The organism is Actinoplanes teichomyceticus ATCC 31121 (genome assembly GCF_003711105.1).
Lineage (GTDB): Bacteria > Actinomycetota > Actinomycetes > Mycobacteriales > Micromonosporaceae > Actinoplanes > Actinoplanes teichomyceticus.
In genome coordinates this window covers 1988762-2004649 of the sequence record NZ_CP023865.1, presented here as the reverse complement: position 1 = coordinate 2004649, position 15888 = coordinate 1988762, and the positions used below count along the sequence as shown (strand labels likewise).

The following is a 15888-nucleotide window of genomic DNA, read 5'->3' as shown; positions in this document are numbered from 1 at the left end:
GAGGGACACCTTGACCGAGCCGCACGTCACACTCGATCCGCGATCGCTCAATCCGGTGGAGGAGAAGCTGCGCGGCCCGCTGGAGGATCAGCTCAGCTCGGCGCTTCAGGCGGCGACGGCGAAGATCCGCCAGCGGTACGCCGGGGAGAGCGTCGAGCAGGTCACCACGATGCTCCTGGAGCAGGCGCGGGCCGGGCTGCACCCGGACATCGCCGCCGGATTCCACCCGGACCACGAACAGCTGCGGCACGTGGCCGAGACGATCGTCGGCCAGGCCCGCTGACCGGCCGCGACGCGCACCGCCGGGCGGCCCGGAGCCGGCCGGCGGTGCGCTGAGCCGCCGCGGCGGCTCAGCGGCGCTTCGCGCGCAGGGTCAGGATGAGGTCGACGACCAGGGCGCTCCACCCGGTCTGGTGCCAGGCGCCCAGCCCGGCGCCGTTGTCGCCGTGGAAATACTCCGGGAAGGCGATCAGGCCGGCCCAGTCCGGGTGGGTCTGGAAGAGGTCGGTCGCCCCGTAGATCGGCCGGCGCCCGTCCGCGTCCGGGACGAACAGCGCGATCAGCCGCCGGGCCAGGTCGTCGGCGACCTCGGTGAGCGACATCCTGGTCTGCGCCCCGGTCGGGTACTCCACCCGCAGGTCCTCGCCGTAGAACTCGGCGAACTCCCGCAACGCCTCGACGATCAGGTAGTTGACCGGCATCCAGACCGGGCCCCGCCAGTTCGAGTTGCCGCCGAACAGCCCGCTGGTGCTCTCCGCCGGCTCGTAACCGACGGTGAAGTCGGATCCGCCCAGCGAGACGGTGAACGGCTTCTCCAGGTGGGCCCGCGACAGCGTGCGCAGGCCGTACGGGGACAGGAACTCCTCGGGGTCCAGCAACCGGGCCAGGATCCGCAACAGCTGGTCCTGCCCGACCATGCTGAGCAACCGCTGGTGGCGCCGGTCGGCGCCGCTCAGCCGCCGGGCGCTGATCACGTCGCGGTAGTCGGTGCGGTGGTGCAGCATCCAGCGGACCCGGGCGTTCAGCTCGGGCAGCCGGTGGAGGGTGTCGGAGGTGAGCCGGGTGGTGGCGGCCAGCGGCAGCAGGCCGACGATGGAGCGTGCCTTGAGCGGCACCCGGTGCCCGTCGGGCAGGCGCAGCACGTCGTAGAAGAAGCTGTCCTCCTCGTCCCACAGCCCCTGCCGGTACGCCGCCTCCGCGATGTACGTGAAATGCTCGAAGAACTTGGTGGCCATGTCCTCGTACGCCCGGTCGTGCAGGGCCAGCTGGATCGCCATGTCCAGCAGGTTGAGGGCGTACATCGCCATCCAGCCGGTGCCGTCGGACTGCTCCAGCACCCCGGCGACCGGCAGCGCGGCCGAGCGGTCGAACGGCCCGACGTTGTCCAGGCCGAGGAAGCCGCCCTCGAAGACGTTGTTGCCGCCGACGTCCTTGCGGTTGACCCACCAGGTGAAATTGAGCAGCAGCTTGTGCATCACGCGGGCGAGGAAGTCGTAGTCCCGGGAGCCGTCGATCTCGAAGACCCGCAGCGCGGCCCAGGCGTGCACCGGCGGATTCACGTCGCCGAACGACCACTCGTACGCCGGGATCTGCCCGTTCGGGTGCATGTACCACTCGCGCAGCAGCAGGAGCAGCTGCGACTTGGCGAAACCCGGATCGACCCGGCTGATGCTGACGCAGTGGAAGGCCAGGTCCCAGGCGGCGTACCAGGGGTACTCCCAGGGGTCCGGCATGCTGATCACGTCGAAGCTGTTCATGTGCCACCAGCCGTGGTTGCGCCCGTGGCGCCGGCCCGGTGGCGGCGGCGCGTTGCCCGGGTCGCCGACCAGCCACTGCTTCACGTCGAAGTGGTAGAACTGCTTGCCCCACATCAGCCCGGCGATGCCCTGCCGGGCCACCGCCGCCTCGTCCGGGGTCGCGGACGCCGGGATGATCCCGGCGAAGAACTCGTCGGCCTCGGCGCGCCGGTCCCGCATCACCGCGGCCCACCCGTCGCCGAGGTCCAGCGGCGGCGGCGCGGCGTCGCCGCGGGTCAGCCGGAGCCGGATCGTCCGGGTCTCCCCCGGCCCCAGGGTGAGCGGGAAGTGCAGGGCGCCCTTGGTGCCGACCCCGTCCGGGTTGACCGTCGGCGCGCCGGTCACCAGGAAGTCGTTGATCCCGTCCTTCGGGTACGGGCTGCGCCCGGGCAGCCCCCACAGCCGCTGCGCGTTGGTCTCGTTGTCGCAGACCAGGGCGGGCGGGGCGCCCTCGGCGTCGAGGGTGATGTGGCCGATCGAGCGGTGCTGGCCGGCCAGGCGTCCGGGCGTGCCGGTCAGCGACGGGCGTGCCCGGTTCGGCAACCCCCAGGACCAGGTGTTGCGGAACCACAGGGTGGGCAGCACGTGCAGGGTGGCCGGGTCGGGGCCGCGGTTGGCGACGGTGATCGCGATGCACATGTCGTACGGGCCGGCCTTGGCGTAGTCGACGGTCACCGCCCAGAACCGGTCGGCGTCGAAGACCCCGGTGTCGACCAGCTCGTACTCGCTCTCGGCGCGGGAGCGGTGGCCGTTGACCCGGACCAGCTCGTCGTACGGGAACTCGGCCTGCGGGTAGTGGTAGCGCCACCGCATCCACGAGTGGGTCGGCGTGGAATCCTGGTACCACCAGTACTCCTTGGCGTCCTCACCGTGGTTGCCGCCGTCGCCGCCGAGGCCGAACATCCGCTCCTTGAGGATCGGGTCCCGGCCGTTCCACAGCGCGAGCGCGAAGCAGAACGTCTGCCGGTCGTCGCAGATGCCGGCCATGCCGTCCTCGTTCCACCGGTACGCCCGGGAGCGCGCGTGATCGTGCGGGAAGTAGTCCCAGGCGGTCCCGTGCTCGCTGTAGTCCTCCCGGACCGTGCCCCAGGCCCGCTCGGCGAGGTAGGGGCCCCAGGCGCGCCACGGCTGCTCGCCGGAATCGGCCTGGGCCAGCCGATCGCGCTCCGACACGTCCGTCCTCACCGTCCCCATCGTCACGACCCGTGAGTCGGCCATTGCAACTGTCACGGTCTGGTGTCAAGTGTGTCCGCTCCGCCGATTCTGCCCATAGGACGGAGGTTCACACCCGTGTCCACCGTGCGCCCGATCACGTTCCGGCCGCCGGTCTGCGTGGTTCGCGGCCAACCTCCGCCCGCTCGGGTTCCCCGCGGGGCCGTGGGGTTTCCGCCGCCGGGCGGTCGGGTTTCCCCGCCGGGCCGTGGAGTCTCCGCGCCGGGCCGTGGGGTCTCCGCGCCGGGCCGTGGAGTCTCCGCGCCGGGCCGTGGAGTCTCCGCGCCGGGCCGTGGAGTCTCCGCGCCGGGCCGTGGGGTCTCCGCGCCGGGCCGTGGAGTCTCCGCGCCGGGCCGTGGGGTCTCCGCGCCGGGCCGTGGGGTTCCGCCGATTCCCTGCCGCACCCCAACGGCGGGGCTGTCGCACCCGGATTGCAACCCGCCGCCGTCAGGCTCTCCAGGTGCGATCTGAACAGCCGAGCGGCTCGGACACCCCCGATCACGGGCCCTGGCGGCTCTGGCTGGGGCTGGTGCTGGTCTGTGTCGTCCTGCGAGTCGGGATGAGCGCCGTGCACCTGCCCTACCTCGTGACCACCGTGCCGTACCTGGTGGTCACGGTGGGCACGCCGGTGGCCGTACTGGTCGGAACGCTGCGGCACCGGCCGCCGCACCGCGCCGGCTGGCTGACCCTGGCCGTCGGTCAGCTCCTGTACGCCGTCGGCGACGTGCTCTCGATCGTCGACGAGTGGCTGTCCGGCGACTTCCTCGAACCGACCCCGGCCGACCTGATGTACCTCGCCAGCTACGTGCTCGTCGCGGCCGCCGTGCTGATCTTCATCCGGCGCCGCGCGCCCGGCTGGGACGTGCCCAGCGCGGTGGACGCGCTCATCGTGGCGATCAGCGCGGGCTTGCTCACCTGGGTCTACCTGATCCAGCCGCTGACCGCCGACTCGGAGCTGCCGATGGCGGCCAAACTCACCGAGTCGGCATACCCGGTGCTGGACCTGATGCTGCTGATCCTCACCGTCCGCCTGGTGATGGGCCACGGTACCCGGGGCGCCGTGCTGTACTTCCTGCTCGCCGGGCTGACCACGATGTTCACCGCCGACACCCTGTATGCGGTGGTCGGCGTGGTGACCGGGCAGACGACGTTCGAGTCCTGGTTGGATGGCCTGTGGATGATCGCGCTCGGCCTGCTCGGCGCGGCTGCCCTGCACCCCGGCATCCGGCACTTCGACCGGCGCACCGACACCGCCATCCCGGACGCCAGCCCCGGCCGCCTCGGAGTGCTCGCCGTCGCCGTCCTGATGGCCCCCGGCCTCCAGCTGATCCAGCACCTGCGGCACCAGGACCTCAGCGTGCCGCTCGCCACCGCCGCCTGCGCCGTCATGTTCCTGCTGGTCCTGGCGCGCATGGCGGGCCTGGTCGCCACCCAGCGGCGGGCCGCGGTCACCGACGGGCTGACCGGGGTCCGCAACCGGCGGCACTTCGAGGACGCGCTCACCGCCGAGTGCCGGCGGGCCGCCCGGGCCGGTTACGGTCTCGGCCTGCTCATGATCGACGTGGACCACTTCAAGAAGATCAACGACACGTACGGCCATCCGGCCGGCGACCGGGTGCTGCGCGAGCTGGCCCGGCGGCTGACCGCGGGCCGGCGTGCCGGAACCATGCTGGCCCGCTACGGCGGCGAGGAGTTCGTCGCGCTGGTGCCCCACCTCGACGCCGCGGAGCTGCCGCTGGTCGCCGAACGGGTCCGGCAGTCGATCGCGGAACTCCCCATCGAGGTGTCGGACCGGGCGCTGATCACGGTGACCGCCTCGATCGGCGCCGCCTGGTCGCGCGGCCCGCGCACCGAACCGGCCGGGCTGCTGCGCGCCGCCGATGAAGCGCTCTACGCGGCGAAGGCCGCCGGGCGCAACCGTACGGTGGTCGCACCCGCCGCGCACGCCCCGGCGAGCGCGCACGGCTGAGGCACGCACGCCCCGGCGAGCGCGCACGGTCAAGGTGCGCGCCCCGGCGAGCGCACGGTTGAGGCACGCGCGCCCGGCGAGTGCGCACGGTTGAGGCGCGCGCGCCCCGGCGAGCGCACGGTTGAGGCACGCGTGCCCGGCGAGTGCGCACGGTCAAGGCACGCACGCCCCGGCGCGCGCACGGTTGAGGCACGCGTGCCCAACGAGCGCGCACGGTCAAGGCACGCACGCCCGGCGAGCGCGCACGCTTAAGGTCCGTGCATGCCCGCTTCCGAGTACGTACGGAACCTGCGCGCCCGCGTCGGCCAGGAACTCATCATGTTTCCCACGGTCTCCGCGGTCGTCCTCAACGACCGCGGCGAGGTGCTGCTGCACCAGCGCAGCGACACCGGGCAGTGGACGTTGATCGCCGGGATGATGGATCCCGGCGAGCAGCCAGCCGACACGGTGGTCCGCGAGGTGGCGGAGGAGACCGCCGTCCAGGTCGAGATCGAGCGGCTGGCCGGGGTGGTGTCGCACGACGTCACCTATCCGAACGGCGACCGTTGCCAGATGGTCAACATGTGCTTCCGCTGCCGCGCGGTGGGCGGCGAGGCCCGGGTCAACGACACCGAGTCGCTGGCGGTGGGCTGGTTCCCGCTGGACGCGATGCCCGCGATCAACCCGTTCGCCGGCAAGCTGCTGGCCATCGCGCTCGACGAAGGCGACCGACCCTACTTCGCCGCCCCCGGCCAGGGCGGTCTCTGACCCACCCGGACCCGGGGCGACCGGCAGCGGACCGGTGCGGATGTCCGAAAACGGCCTCTGACTCCACCGGGGCCAGGGGCGACCCTGCCCCCGTCGCGCTCGCTGCGCCGGGCCGCCCCGGGCGCTACCCGGCAGGCGGCGCCTCACCCGAGCCAGCCCGGACGGATCAGCCCCGCCTCGTACGCGTAGACCACGAGCTGCGCCCGGTCCCGCGCCCCCAACTTGATCATCGTGCGGCTGACGTGGGTCTTCGCGGTGGCCGGGCTGATCACCAGACGACTGGCGATCTCGTCGTTCGACAGTCCCTCGGCGACCAGCGTCATCACCTCGCGCTCCCGGTCGGTGAGCTGCTCCAGTTCCCGGGGCGGCTCGGGCCGGCGCCCGGTCCCCGCCCCGGCGAACTCGCCGATCACCCGCCGGGTCACGCTCGGCGACAGCAGCGCGTCCCCGGCCGCCACCGCCCGCACCCCGCGCAGCAGTTCCACCGGCTCGGTGTCCTTGACCAGGAATCCGGAGGCGCCGGTGCGCAGCGCCTCGAACACGTACTCGTCCAGCTCGAACGTGGTCAGGATGACCACCCGGGTGTCCCCGCAGACCGGGTCGGCGGCGATGCGCCGGGTCGCCTCGAGGCCGTCCACACCGGGCATCCGGATGTCCATCAGCACCACGTCCGGCCGGGTGGCCCGGACCAGGCCGATCGCCTGCAAGCCGTCCGCGGCCTCACCGACCACCCGGATGTCCGCCTCGGCATCCAGCAACGCCCGGAACCCGGCCCGCACCAGCGCCTGGTCGTCGGCCAGCACCACTGAGATCATCGCTCCCCCTCCGGAGCCGTCCGCCGGCCCACGTCATCGCGCTCCCCTGCCCCGCACTCCGCCCCGCCACCGGCCACCGGACCCGGACATTCCGCGGCCTCCGGCACACCGCCGCCGTCCGGACCGCCTCCGTCCGGGGCGCGCGACCCCACGTCGGCACCGCCCGGATCCGGCCCGGCCGCGCCGTCCTCACCCGACGGGTCCCGTGGCACGCCGGCCGAAGCCGGTGAGTCAGGGCCGGCCTGCGGCACACCGAAGGAGCCGGGGCCGCCCGGCGGCACACCGGAAGAGCCGGGACCAGCCGACGACACACCGGAAGAGCCCGGACCAGCCGACGACACACCGGAAGAGCCCGGACCAGCCGGACCGGCCGGCGACCGACCGGTCGGCAGGATCACCGTGACCAGGAAGCCGCCGGTCGGTGGCCGTCCCGCCGCCAGCCGACCGCCGAGGCTCTCCGCCCGGGCCCGCATCCCCGCGATGCCGCTGCCCCGCGCGCCGTCGGCGGCCGGTGGCTGCGCCGCCTCGGGCTCGCTGTTGCGGACCGACAGGTACAGCGCGGCCGGCAGGTAGCTCACCGCGACGTCCGCCTCGGGCCGCGGTCCGGCATGACGGCGCACGTTGGTCAGCGCCTCCTGCACGATCCGGTACGCCGCCCGGTCCACCTCGGCCGGCAGCTCCCGCGGCGTCCCGGTGACCGTGGTCCGCACCGGGATGCCGGCCGCCGCGGTCAACTCGCTCAGCCGGTTGAGCCCGAGCGCCGGCTGCCGGGGCGCGGCCTCCCCCTCGGTGCGCAGCACGCCCAGCACCGACCGCACCTCGCGCAGCGCCTCCGCGCTCGCGGTCTTGATCGCGGCGAGCGCCTCCCGAGCCTGCTCCGGCCGCTGATCCATCAGATGCAGCCCGACCCCGGCCTGCACATTGATCAACGACAGGTGGTGTCCGAGCACGTCGTGCAGCTCCCGGGCGATCCGCAGCCGCTCCTCCGAGGCCTGCCGGCGCTCCTGCTCGGCGCGCGCCCGGGCCTGCTCGGCGCGCGCCCGCTCCTGCTCGGCCCGGGTCCGGGCCTGCTCGGCGTAGTTCTCGGCGCGGATCCGGGCGGCGCCGCCGAGCAGGATCATCAGGCCGAGCAGGGCGGCGGCCAGGCACACCTGCCCGAACGCCGGGCGCACGCCGGGGTCGAGGCCGAGCGGCCCGGACAGCCCGAGGACGGCGCCGGCCCACACCGCCCAGGCGGTGGCCGCACAGCTCAGGGCCGCCGTGCGGTGGCCCTGGCGGGCCAGCGAGTAGAGCGCCACGGCCGGGGCGGCGGCGTACCCCGGATGCGGCACGGCGTGCAGCGCGAAGCCGATCGTCGCGGCCGACGCGACCGCGAAGGCGGCGATCGGCGCGCGCCGCCGCCAGAACAGCGCGACCGGGCCGATGATGACGGTCAGCGTGGTGAGGAGGTCCCACGGCCGGTACAGCCCGCCGTGGGCGGCCAGGTTGTTCAGTGTGGCCAGGTGAAGGGCCCCGGCCAGCACCACGGCGCCGGGTGGCCAGCCGGTGTGCGGGTGCCGGCGCCGGTGATGCCAGGGTGGTCCGGGCCGGCCCGGGTCGCCGAGCCACTCGCCGAGCGGGGCGCCGCCGCCGACAGCGGCACCCGGGCCGCCACCCCCGGCCGCCGACGCGGCCGAAGCACCGAAGCGGTCACGCCCACCCTCCGGCGTGAACGCGTCACCCGGGCCGTCGGCCCCGCCCTCCGGCGCCGTGGGAGCACCGGGGAGGGGGCACCGGCCGGATCGGCCGCCGCCCGGTCGCCGCCGGTCCCCGCCGCGCTTGCTCATGACGCCGAAACTACGTCACCGCCGACCGCCGGGGCATCGGCGCACGGGCCGGTTCCCGGCATACCCCCACGGGCGTACGCGGGAGGGTCGGCTACGCCCACGGGCGTACCGGAAAGTCGTCGCGTCGCGCCCCGGCACTCCGTCCGGATGCTTCGCCGGGCCGACGCGCCGGCGGCGCGCGGCGGCGATTCTGGAGGCAGCAGATCCGAGGAGGACATCGTGCATCTCGAAGACGACACCTGGTCCGGGCCGGCCCGGCTGCGGACCTCCGACACCGAACGCGAGGAGGTCGCCGAGATCGTGCGGGCCGCGATGGCCGAGGGCCGGCTCGACCTGGACGAGGGCGAGCAACGGCTGGCCACCGCCTACCGCGCGACCTACCGCGACGAGCTCGCGGCGCTGACCCGCGACCTGCCGCACGGCGGCCGGCAAGCGCTGGCCCGGTTGCCGCACCGGCGGGCGGCGACACGCCGGTCGCTGCAGCGGCACGCCAGCTTCCTGCTGGTCGCCGCCGGGGTCCTGATCGGTCTGTGGCTGCTCTCCGGGGCGGCCTTCTTCTGGCCGGCCTTCCCGCTCTTCTTCCTGGTGATGGGCCTGGTCCGGCACGCCCGCCACGGCCGCTACGACTTCCGCGACGCGCACCGGATGCACCTGCGGCCCTGAGCCGTGACTGTCGGGTGGCCGACTCCACTCCGGTGTGGACCCGCCGGTCGTTGATCTTCCTTCCCGGCTCTGCGACAGTGTCGCAGTTTGTTCGGGGAGGGACGACGCACATGATGGGTCCGTCGCACGCACTGTCGGGGGCGGCCGCCTGGCTGGCCGGCAGCTGGGCGCTCGACCAGTTCGCTGACTACCACCAGACGCCGCTGATGATCGCGGTGGGCACGGCGATGTGCGCCGGCGGCGCCCTGCTGCCCGACCTGGACCTGTCCGGGAAGGTGACCACCAACCAGGGCGGCGCGACGGTGGCCCGCACGTTCGGCGTCTTCTCGCTGTTCGTGTCCGAGGTGGTGGAGAAGATCTCGCTGGGCATCTACGCGGCCACCCGGCAGAGCCGGGACCCGCGGCGCGACCACGGGCACCGGACCTTCACCCACACGCTGCCGTTCGCCGCGCTGATCGGCTGGGGCACCACCGCGCTCGCCGCGAACTACGGCAAGTGGGCGGTGGTCGGCATCATCTTCTTCATGGCCGGTCTGGCGCTGCGCGGGCTGTTCGACAAGTGGGCGGAGCGGGCCGGCTGGGTGGTCGTCACCCTGTGCTCGGCCGCGATCGCCTGGTTCACCGCGGCCAACCTGCCGGGTGACCGGGGCTATCCGACTCTCGGCTTCGCCGTCGGCGCCGGCTGCGTGGTGCACCTGCTCGGCGACATGATCACCAAGAACGGCGTGCCGATCCTCTGGCCGATCCCGACCGGGCGGGGCCGGATGTGGCGGATGATCGGCATCCCGAACCGCATGGCGGTGAAGGTCGGCGGCAAGACTGAGACGGTCGTGCTGCGGACCACGTTCACCGTGATCTCACTGCTCTCGATCGCCGGGCTGTTCGCGCCGGCCCTGCTGGACCGCCTCGACCTGGACGTGTGGGCGTCCCAATAGTCCCGCACCGCGCGGGGCCGCCGACGCGGGCGGCCCGGTGCGTCAGAGACGGCTCAGCACCTTCGCGAGAATCCGGTCGACCGGCAGGGTCGCGTCCACCCCGATGCCGTTCTCGTCGGGACCCAGCGGCTCCAGGACGGCGAACTGGGACTCGACCAGGCTGCTCGGCATGAAGTGGCCGGCCCGGCCGCCCACCCGGACCGTGGCCACCTCCCGGGTCAGCACCAGATGGACGAAGAGGGTCCGCGGGTCAGGGGCGCGCAGCACGTCCCGGTACGCCCGCTTGAGCGCCGAGCAGGACACCACCAGCCCCTTGTCCCCGGCCGCGCCGATCCGCTCGGCGATCGCGGCCAGCCACGGCCGGCGGTCGTTGTCGGTGAGCGGCACCCCGGACTGCATCTTCGTCACGTTGGCCGCCGGATGGAAGTCGTCGGCCTCGCCGTACGGCACCTGGAGCCGATCGGCCAGCGCCTGGCCGATCGTGCTCTTGCCGCAGCCGGAGACCCCCATCACCACGATCGGGACCATCCCCGTGTACCCCCGTCAGTCGATCGAGTACGCCAGATTCGGACGCAGCCAGCGTTCCACCTCGGCGACCGGTACGCCACGCCGGGTGGCATAGTCCTCGATCTGGTCCTCGGCCAGCCGGCCGACGGTGAAGTACTTCGCCTCGGGGTGCGCGAAGATCAGGCCGCTGACCGCGGCGGCCGGGGTCATCGCGTACGACTCGGTCAGCCCGACCCCGATCCGGCCGGTGTCGAGCAGCTGGAACAGGTCCTTCTTCTCGCTGTGGTCGGGGCAGGCGGGGTAGCCGAGCGCGGGCCGGATGCCGCGGAAACGCTCGGCGTGCAGGTCCTCCAGTTTCGGCTGGGCGTCCGGCTCGAACCACTCGCGGCGGGCCTTGAGGTGCAGGTACTCCGCGAACGCCTCGGCCAGCCGGTCGGCCAGGGCCTTGACCATGATGGCGCGGTAGTCGTCGTGCTCGGCCTCGTACTTCTTGGCCAGCGCCTCCGCGCCGTGGATGGCCACCGCGAAACCGCCGAGGTGGTCGCCGGCGGGCGCGACGTAGTCGGCGAGGCAGCGGTTGGCGCGGCCGGCCGGCTTCTGGGTCTGCTGGCGCAGCATCGGCAGCCGCTGACCGCCGCCGAGCACGATGTCGTCGCCCTCGGAGTGCGCGGGCCAGAACCCGTACAGGCCGCGGGCCTGGAACGAGCTCTCCGCAATGATCTTGTCGAGCAGCGTGTTGGCGTCGTCGAACAGCTCCCGGGCCACCGGCTCCTCCAGGATCGCCGGGTACTTGCCCTTCATCTCCCAGGCCAGGAAGAGGAACTGCCAGTCGATCATGTCGCGCAGCTCGGCGATGGTCGGCTGGACCTCGCGTACGCCGGTGAAGGCCGGCACCGGCAGCTCGCCGAAGTCGACGACCTCCCGGTTGGCCCGGGCCTGGCCGAGAGTGAGCAGCGGCTGGGCGTGCCGCTTCTCGTGCTGCTCGCGCAGCCGCTGCTGCTCGTTGCGGTTGGCCTCGTCCAGCTTGGCCGCGCGGTCGGCGTCGAGCAGGTCGGAGACGACGCCGACGACCCGGGAGGCGTCCAGCACGTGCACGGTGGAGCCGTCGTAGGCCGGGGCGATGCGCACCGCGGTGTGCTGCTTGGACGTGGTCGCGCCGCCGATCAGCAGCGGCAGCCGCAGCCCGCGCCGCTGCATCTCGGCGCCGACCGCGACCATCTCGTCCAGCGACGGGGTGATCAGGCCGGACAGCCCGATCACGTCGGCGCCCTCGGCCACCGCGGTGTCCAGGATCTTCGCGGTCGGCACCATCACGCCGAGGTCGATCACCTCGTAGTTGTTGCAGCCCAGCACCACGCCGACGATGTTCTTGCCGATGTCGTGCACGTCGCCCTTGACCGTGGCCAGCACCACCTTGCCCTGACCACGGGCGCCCTCGGCCTTCTCCTTCTCCATGTACGGCAGCAGGTAGGCGACCGATCGCTTCATCACCCGGGCGCTCTTGACCACCTGGGGCAGGAACATCTTGCCGGAGCCGAACAGGTCGCCGACCACGCTCATGCCGTCCATCAGCGGGCCCTCGATCACGTCGAGCGGCCGGGGCAGCTTCTGCCGGGCCTCCTCGGTGTCCGCCTCGATGAAGTCGACGATGCCGTGCACCAGCGCGTGCGAGAGCCGCTCCTCGACCGGGGCGTCGCGCCAGGACAGGTCGACCTCGCGCCGGGCGGCGCTGCCGGTGACCGTGGAGGCGAAGGTGACCAGCCGGTCGGTGGCGTCCGGCCGGCGGTCGAACAGCACGTCCTCGACCAGCTCCAGCAGGTCGGCCGGGATGTCCTGGTAGACCGCGAGCTGTCCGGCGTTGACGATGCCCATGTCCAAGCCGGCCTTGACCGCGTGGAACAGGAACGCCGAGTGCATCGCCTCGCGGACCACGTCGTTGCCACGGAACGCGAAGGACAGGTTCGAGATGCCGCCGCTGGTGCGGGCGCCCGGGCAGCGCCGCTTGATCAGCGGGAGCGCGTCGATGAACGCCTTGGCGTACCCGTTGTGCTCGGCGATGCCGGTGGCGACGGCCAGCACGTTCGGGTCGAAGATGATGTCGGTGGGGTCGAAGCCGTCGCCGACCAGCAGGTCGTAGGCCCGGCCGCAGATCTCCACCTTGCGCTCGGTGGTGTCGGCCTGGCCCTGCTCGTCGAAGGCCATCACCACCACGCCGGCGCCGAAGTCCCGGATCCGGCGGGCGTGCTCGAGGAACTGCTCCTCGCCCTCCTTCAGGCTGATCGAGTTGACCACGCCCTTGCCCTGCACGCACTTGAGGCCGGCCTCCAGCACGTTCCACTTCGAGCTGTCGATCATGATCGGGATCCGGGCCACCTCGGGCTCGGTCGCGATCAGGTTCAGGAACGTGGTCATGGCCCGCTCGCTGTCCAGCAGGTCGGCGTCCATGTTGACGTCGAGCAGGTTGGCCCCGCCCCGGACCTGGTCCAGCGCCACGTCGACGGCGGCCTGGTAGTCCTCGGCCTCGATCAGCCGGCGGAACTTGGCCGAGCCGGTCACGTTGGTCCGCTCGCCGATCATCACGAACCCGGTGTCCGGGCCGATCTCGAACGGCTCCAGCCCGCTGAACCGGGTGGTCGGCGCGGGCGGGTCGATCCGCCGGGGCGCGATGCCCCGGACCGCCTCGGCGATCGCGGCGATGTGCGGCGGCGTGGTTCCGCAGCAGCCTCCGACGAGGTTGACCAGGCCGGACTCGGCGAACTCGCGGACCAGCCCGGCGGTCTGTTCCGGGGTCTCGTCGTAGCCGCCGAAGGCGTTGGGCAGCCCGGCGTTCGGGTGCGAGGCGACGAAGGTCTTCGACAGCCGGGCCAGGTCGGCCACGTGCGGGCGCATCTCGGCCGCCCCCAGCGAGCAGTTCACGCCGACGACCATCGGCTCGGCCCGCTCGATCGAGCGCCAGAACGCCTCGACGGTCTGGCCGGAGAGGGTCCGCCCGGACAGGTCGACGATGGTCACCGAGATCCAGAGCGGCAGCTGCGGGGCCACCTCGCGGGCCGCCGCGATCGCCGCCTTGGCGTTCAGCGTGTCGAAGATCGTCTCCACCAGCAGCAGGTCGACACCGCCCTCGGCCAGCGCGCCGATCTGCTCCGCGTACGTCGCCTTGACCTGGTCGAAGGTGACCGCGCGGTACGCCGGGTCCTCGACCTTCGGCGAGAGCGAGAGCGTCACGTTGAGCGGGCCGACCGAGCCGGCCACGAAGCGCGGGCGGCCGTCGCGCGCGGCGGCCTCGTCGGCGGCCTGGCGGGCCAGCCGGGCGCCCTGCACGTTCATCCGGCGCACCAGGTGCTCACACCCGTAGTCGGCCTGGGCGATGCCGGTCGCGGTGAACGTGTTGGTGGTGGTGATGTCGGCGCCGGCGGAGAGGTACTGCCGGTGGACGTCGAGGATCAGGTCCGGCCGGGTCAGGATCAGCAGGTCGGGGTCGCCGGTGACGTCCTTGTGGTGCTCGGCGGGGATCACGTCGCCGCGGTAGTCGTCCGGGGTCAGCTTGGCGCCCTGCAGCATCGTGCCCCACGCGCCGTCGAGGACCAGGATCCGCTCGGCGAGCAGGTCGCGCAGCATGGTGACGTTGTGAGTCACGGGGCACACCTCCGAGAAAAGTCGGAGGCGCCCTTGTTCGGATGGATCACCGGTCGAGCGTGACGGGTGGCCCGCTGCAGCGCCTCTCGGCCGGAGCCTCAACGATACCCAATTACTCACTTGGCCTCGGCATAGCAACCAACAACTGAGACGTCCAGAGGAAACCGGACCTCGGTGGCGCCGAACAGCATCCGCCCGGCCCGCGCCGCGCACTCCCGGACCGCGTCGGCGACCTCCGCGGCCTGCTCCGCGGGACAGTGCACGACCACCTCGTCGTGCACGAACAGGACCAGCTCGGCCGGGGTGCCGGCCAGGGCGGTGCGCAGGGTGGCCAGCAGGACCAGCGCCCACTCGGCAGCAGTGGCTTGAATCACAAAATTCCGGGTGAACCGCCCCCTCGCCCGTCCGGGTGGCGGCGCCACCTCATCGGGTGGATCCAGGCCGGCGTCGCGGGCCGCCCCCGAGGCGGGCGGGCACGTGCGCCCCAGCCAGGAGCGCACCAGGCCGCCCTGCTCACCGGTCCGCGCGGCGCGCTCCACGTAGTCGAAGGCGGTGGGATAGTGCCGGCGGAGCACCGCCAGGGCCGGGACGGCGTCCCCGCCGGTCTGCCCGTACATCGCGCCGAGCAGGGCGAGCTTGGCCTTGGCCCGGTCGCCGTCGAAGGAGTCGGCCGCCAGCGCGGCGTAGAGGTCGCCCCCGGCGGCGGCGCGGGCCAGCCGGTCGTCGCCGGAGACCGCGGCCAGCACCCGGGGCTCGAGCTGGCCGGCGTCGGCCACCACGAACCGCCAGCCCGGGTCGGCCACCACCGCCCGGCGGACGACCTTGGGGACCTGCAGGGCGCCGCCGCCACGGGTGGCCCACCGGCCGGAGACGACGCCACCGGGAACGTACTCCGGGCGGAAGCGGCCGTCGCGCACCCAGGCGTCGCGCCAGGCCCAGCCGTGCGCGGTCCAGATCCGGTAGAGCTCCTTGAACTCCAGCAGCGGGGCGACCGCCGGGTGGTCGACCTGGCGCAGCACCCACCGCCGGGTGTTCGGGATGTGGATGCCGGCCCGGGCGAACGCGCGCACCACCTCGGCCGGCGAGTCCGGATGCAGCCCGTGCGCGCCGAACGCGTCGTTGATCACCGCGGTGAGCTCGGCCAGACGGCGCGGCGGGCCCACCGGCTGGGGCGGGCCGAGCAGCTCGCGCAGCAGCTGGTCATGCAGGTCGGCGCGCCAGGGCAGACCGGTGTGGCCCATCTCGGCGGCGGTCAGGGCGCCGGCCGACTCGGCGGCCGCGAGCATCCGGAACCGACCGGGGTGCTCGGTGCCGGCGAGGCGGCGCTGCTGATCGGCATACACCGCGAGGAGATCCGCCGGCGAGACCGGGGGCGGGGCGGAGACCGCCTCGAAGAGCGCGGCCTGGGCGAAGCCGGGCGGCTCGGCCCCGGGCCGCAGCCGGTCCGGCGGGACGGGCCGCCCGTGCAGCCGGGCGACCGCCGCGGCCAGCCCCCGTGGCTCGCCCCAACGACCGGCGTGCCCGAGCAGCAGGGCCTCGGTCAGCTCCAGATCGTGGCAGCGCGCGACGCGGACGCCGGCGCGCAGCAGCGCGGGATAGGTGTCGGCGGTGGCCGCCCAGACCCAGCGCGGCTGCTCGGCGGCCTCGCGCGCAGCGATCGCCGCCGGCAGGTCGGGCGCCGGGTGAGGCGCCCCGACCGGCCGCCCGTCGGCTTGCAGGTCCTGCAGCCGACCGTCGGGGAGTACCGCTACGAGCACATCGTCATTCTGCTCGCGGGGTACG

11 protein-coding genes are annotated in these 15888 nt (G+C 73.3%); 5 read left to right on the top strand and 6 right to left on the bottom strand.

The genetic code is table 11. From position 1 onward, the window contains the following. Window positions 1–10: 10 nt before the first annotated feature. The gene (locus tag ACTEI_RS09145; RefSeq protein ID WP_122977250.1) at window positions 11–283 is read left to right on the top strand and encodes a hypothetical protein; all 273 of its coding nucleotides are present in this window, start codon (window positions 11–13) and stop codon (window positions 281–283) included. A gap of 67 nt (window positions 284–350) precedes the next feature. Here the strand turns inward: ACTEI_RS09145 and ACTEI_RS09140 are convergent, their stop codons facing one another. Beyond that, a complete protein-coding gene (locus ACTEI_RS09140; RefSeq protein ID WP_122982018.1) occupies window positions 351–2990 on the bottom strand; it encodes an MGH1-like glycoside hydrolase domain-containing protein in 2640 nt (879 codons plus the stop codon). A gap of 478 nt (window positions 2991–3468) precedes the next feature. Between ACTEI_RS09140 and ACTEI_RS09135 the strand changes: the two genes are divergently transcribed. Together ACTEI_RS09135 and ACTEI_RS09130 are read left to right on the top strand one after the other, a co-directional pair. After that, window positions 3469–4977, top strand: a complete 1509-nt coding sequence (locus ACTEI_RS09135; protein WP_239082257.1) for a GGDEF domain-containing protein — start codon at window positions 3469–3471, stop codon at window positions 4975–4977. 261 nt (window positions 4978–5238) lie between these two features. After that, a complete protein-coding gene (locus ACTEI_RS09130) occupies window positions 5239–5724 on the top strand; it encodes an NUDIX hydrolase (RefSeq protein WP_122977248.1) in 486 nt (161 codons plus the stop codon). Between the two features lie 143 nt (window positions 5725–5867). On the opposite strand, the gene ACTEI_RS09125 is transcribed toward ACTEI_RS09130, so the two are convergent. Further along, complete coding sequence (locus ACTEI_RS09125; RefSeq protein WP_122977247.1) at window positions 5868–6539, bottom strand: response regulator; 672 nt, start codon at window positions 6537–6539, stop codon at window positions 5868–5870. Continuing rightward, window positions 6536–8365 carry an ATP-binding protein gene (locus tag ACTEI_RS38910; RefSeq protein WP_262384576.1) on the bottom strand — a complete coding sequence of 610 codons (1830 nt, stop codon included), beginning with the start codon at window positions 8363–8365 and terminating at the stop codon, window positions 6536–6538. The genes ACTEI_RS09125 and ACTEI_RS38910 overlap by 4 nt, the downstream gene beginning before the upstream one ends. Before the next feature lie 219 nt (window positions 8366–8584). Between ACTEI_RS38910 and ACTEI_RS09115 the strand changes: the two genes are divergently transcribed. Both ACTEI_RS09115 and ACTEI_RS09110 read left to right on the top strand, forming a co-directional pair. After that, window positions 8585–9028, top strand: coding sequence for a DUF1707 domain-containing protein (locus ACTEI_RS09115; RefSeq protein ID WP_239082256.1), 444 nt, complete (start codon window positions 8585–8587; stop codon window positions 9026–9028). Between the two features lie 110 nt (window positions 9029–9138). After that, complete coding sequence (locus ACTEI_RS09110) at window positions 9139–9963, top strand: metal-dependent hydrolase (RefSeq protein WP_122977245.1); 825 nt, start codon at window positions 9139–9141, stop codon at window positions 9961–9963. A 42-nt stretch (window positions 9964–10005) separates the two neighbouring features. On the opposite strand, the gene ACTEI_RS09105 is transcribed toward ACTEI_RS09110, so the two are convergent. The 3 genes from ACTEI_RS09105 to ACTEI_RS09095 all read right to left on the bottom strand — a co-directional run bounded on the left by ACTEI_RS09105 (window position 10006) and on the right by ACTEI_RS09095 (window position 15863). Then, on the bottom strand, window positions 10006–10491 hold the full coding sequence (locus ACTEI_RS09105) for a gluconokinase (protein WP_122977244.1): 486 nt from the start codon (window positions 10489–10491) through the stop codon (window positions 10006–10008). 15 nt (window positions 10492–10506) lie between these two features. Beyond that, the gene (metH, locus tag ACTEI_RS09100) at window positions 10507–14088 is read right to left on the bottom strand and encodes a methionine synthase (protein ID WP_122982016.1); all 3582 of its coding nucleotides are present in this window, start codon (window positions 14086–14088) and stop codon (window positions 10507–10509) included. 134 nt (window positions 14089–14222) lie between these two features. Then, window positions 14223–15863, bottom strand: a complete 1641-nt coding sequence (locus ACTEI_RS09095; protein ID WP_122977243.1) for a bifunctional 3'-5' exonuclease/DNA polymerase — start codon at window positions 15861–15863, stop codon at window positions 14223–14225. Window positions 15864–15888: the final 25 nt, after the last annotated feature.

Coding starts and splice junctions, on each gene's coding strand:
- ACTEI_RS09140 (WP_122982018.1), bottom strand. CDS start 2,990: ATGGGGACGGTGAGGACGGACGTGTCGGAGCGCGATCGGCTGGCCCAG.
- ACTEI_RS09130 (WP_122977248.1), top strand. CDS start 5,239: ATGCCCGCTTCCGAGTACGTACGGAACCTGCGCGCCCGCGTCGGCCAG.
- ACTEI_RS09125 (WP_122977247.1), bottom strand. CDS start 6,539: ATGATCTCAGTGGTGCTGGCCGACGACCAGGCGCTGGTGCGGGCCGGG.
- ACTEI_RS38910 (WP_262384576.1), bottom strand. CDS start 8,365: ATGAGCAAGCGCGGCGGGGACCGGCGGCGACCGGGCGGCGGCCGATCC.
- ACTEI_RS09110 (WP_122977245.1), top strand. CDS start 9,139: ATGATGGGTCCGTCGCACGCACTGTCGGGGGCGGCCGCCTGGCTGGCC.
- ACTEI_RS09105 (WP_122977244.1), bottom strand. CDS start 10,491: ATGGTCCCGATCGTGGTGATGGGGGTCTCCGGCTGCGGCAAGAGCACG.
- metH (WP_122982016.1), bottom strand. CDS start 14,088: ATGCTGCGCGACCTGCTCGCCGAGCGGATCCTGGTCCTCGACGGCGCG.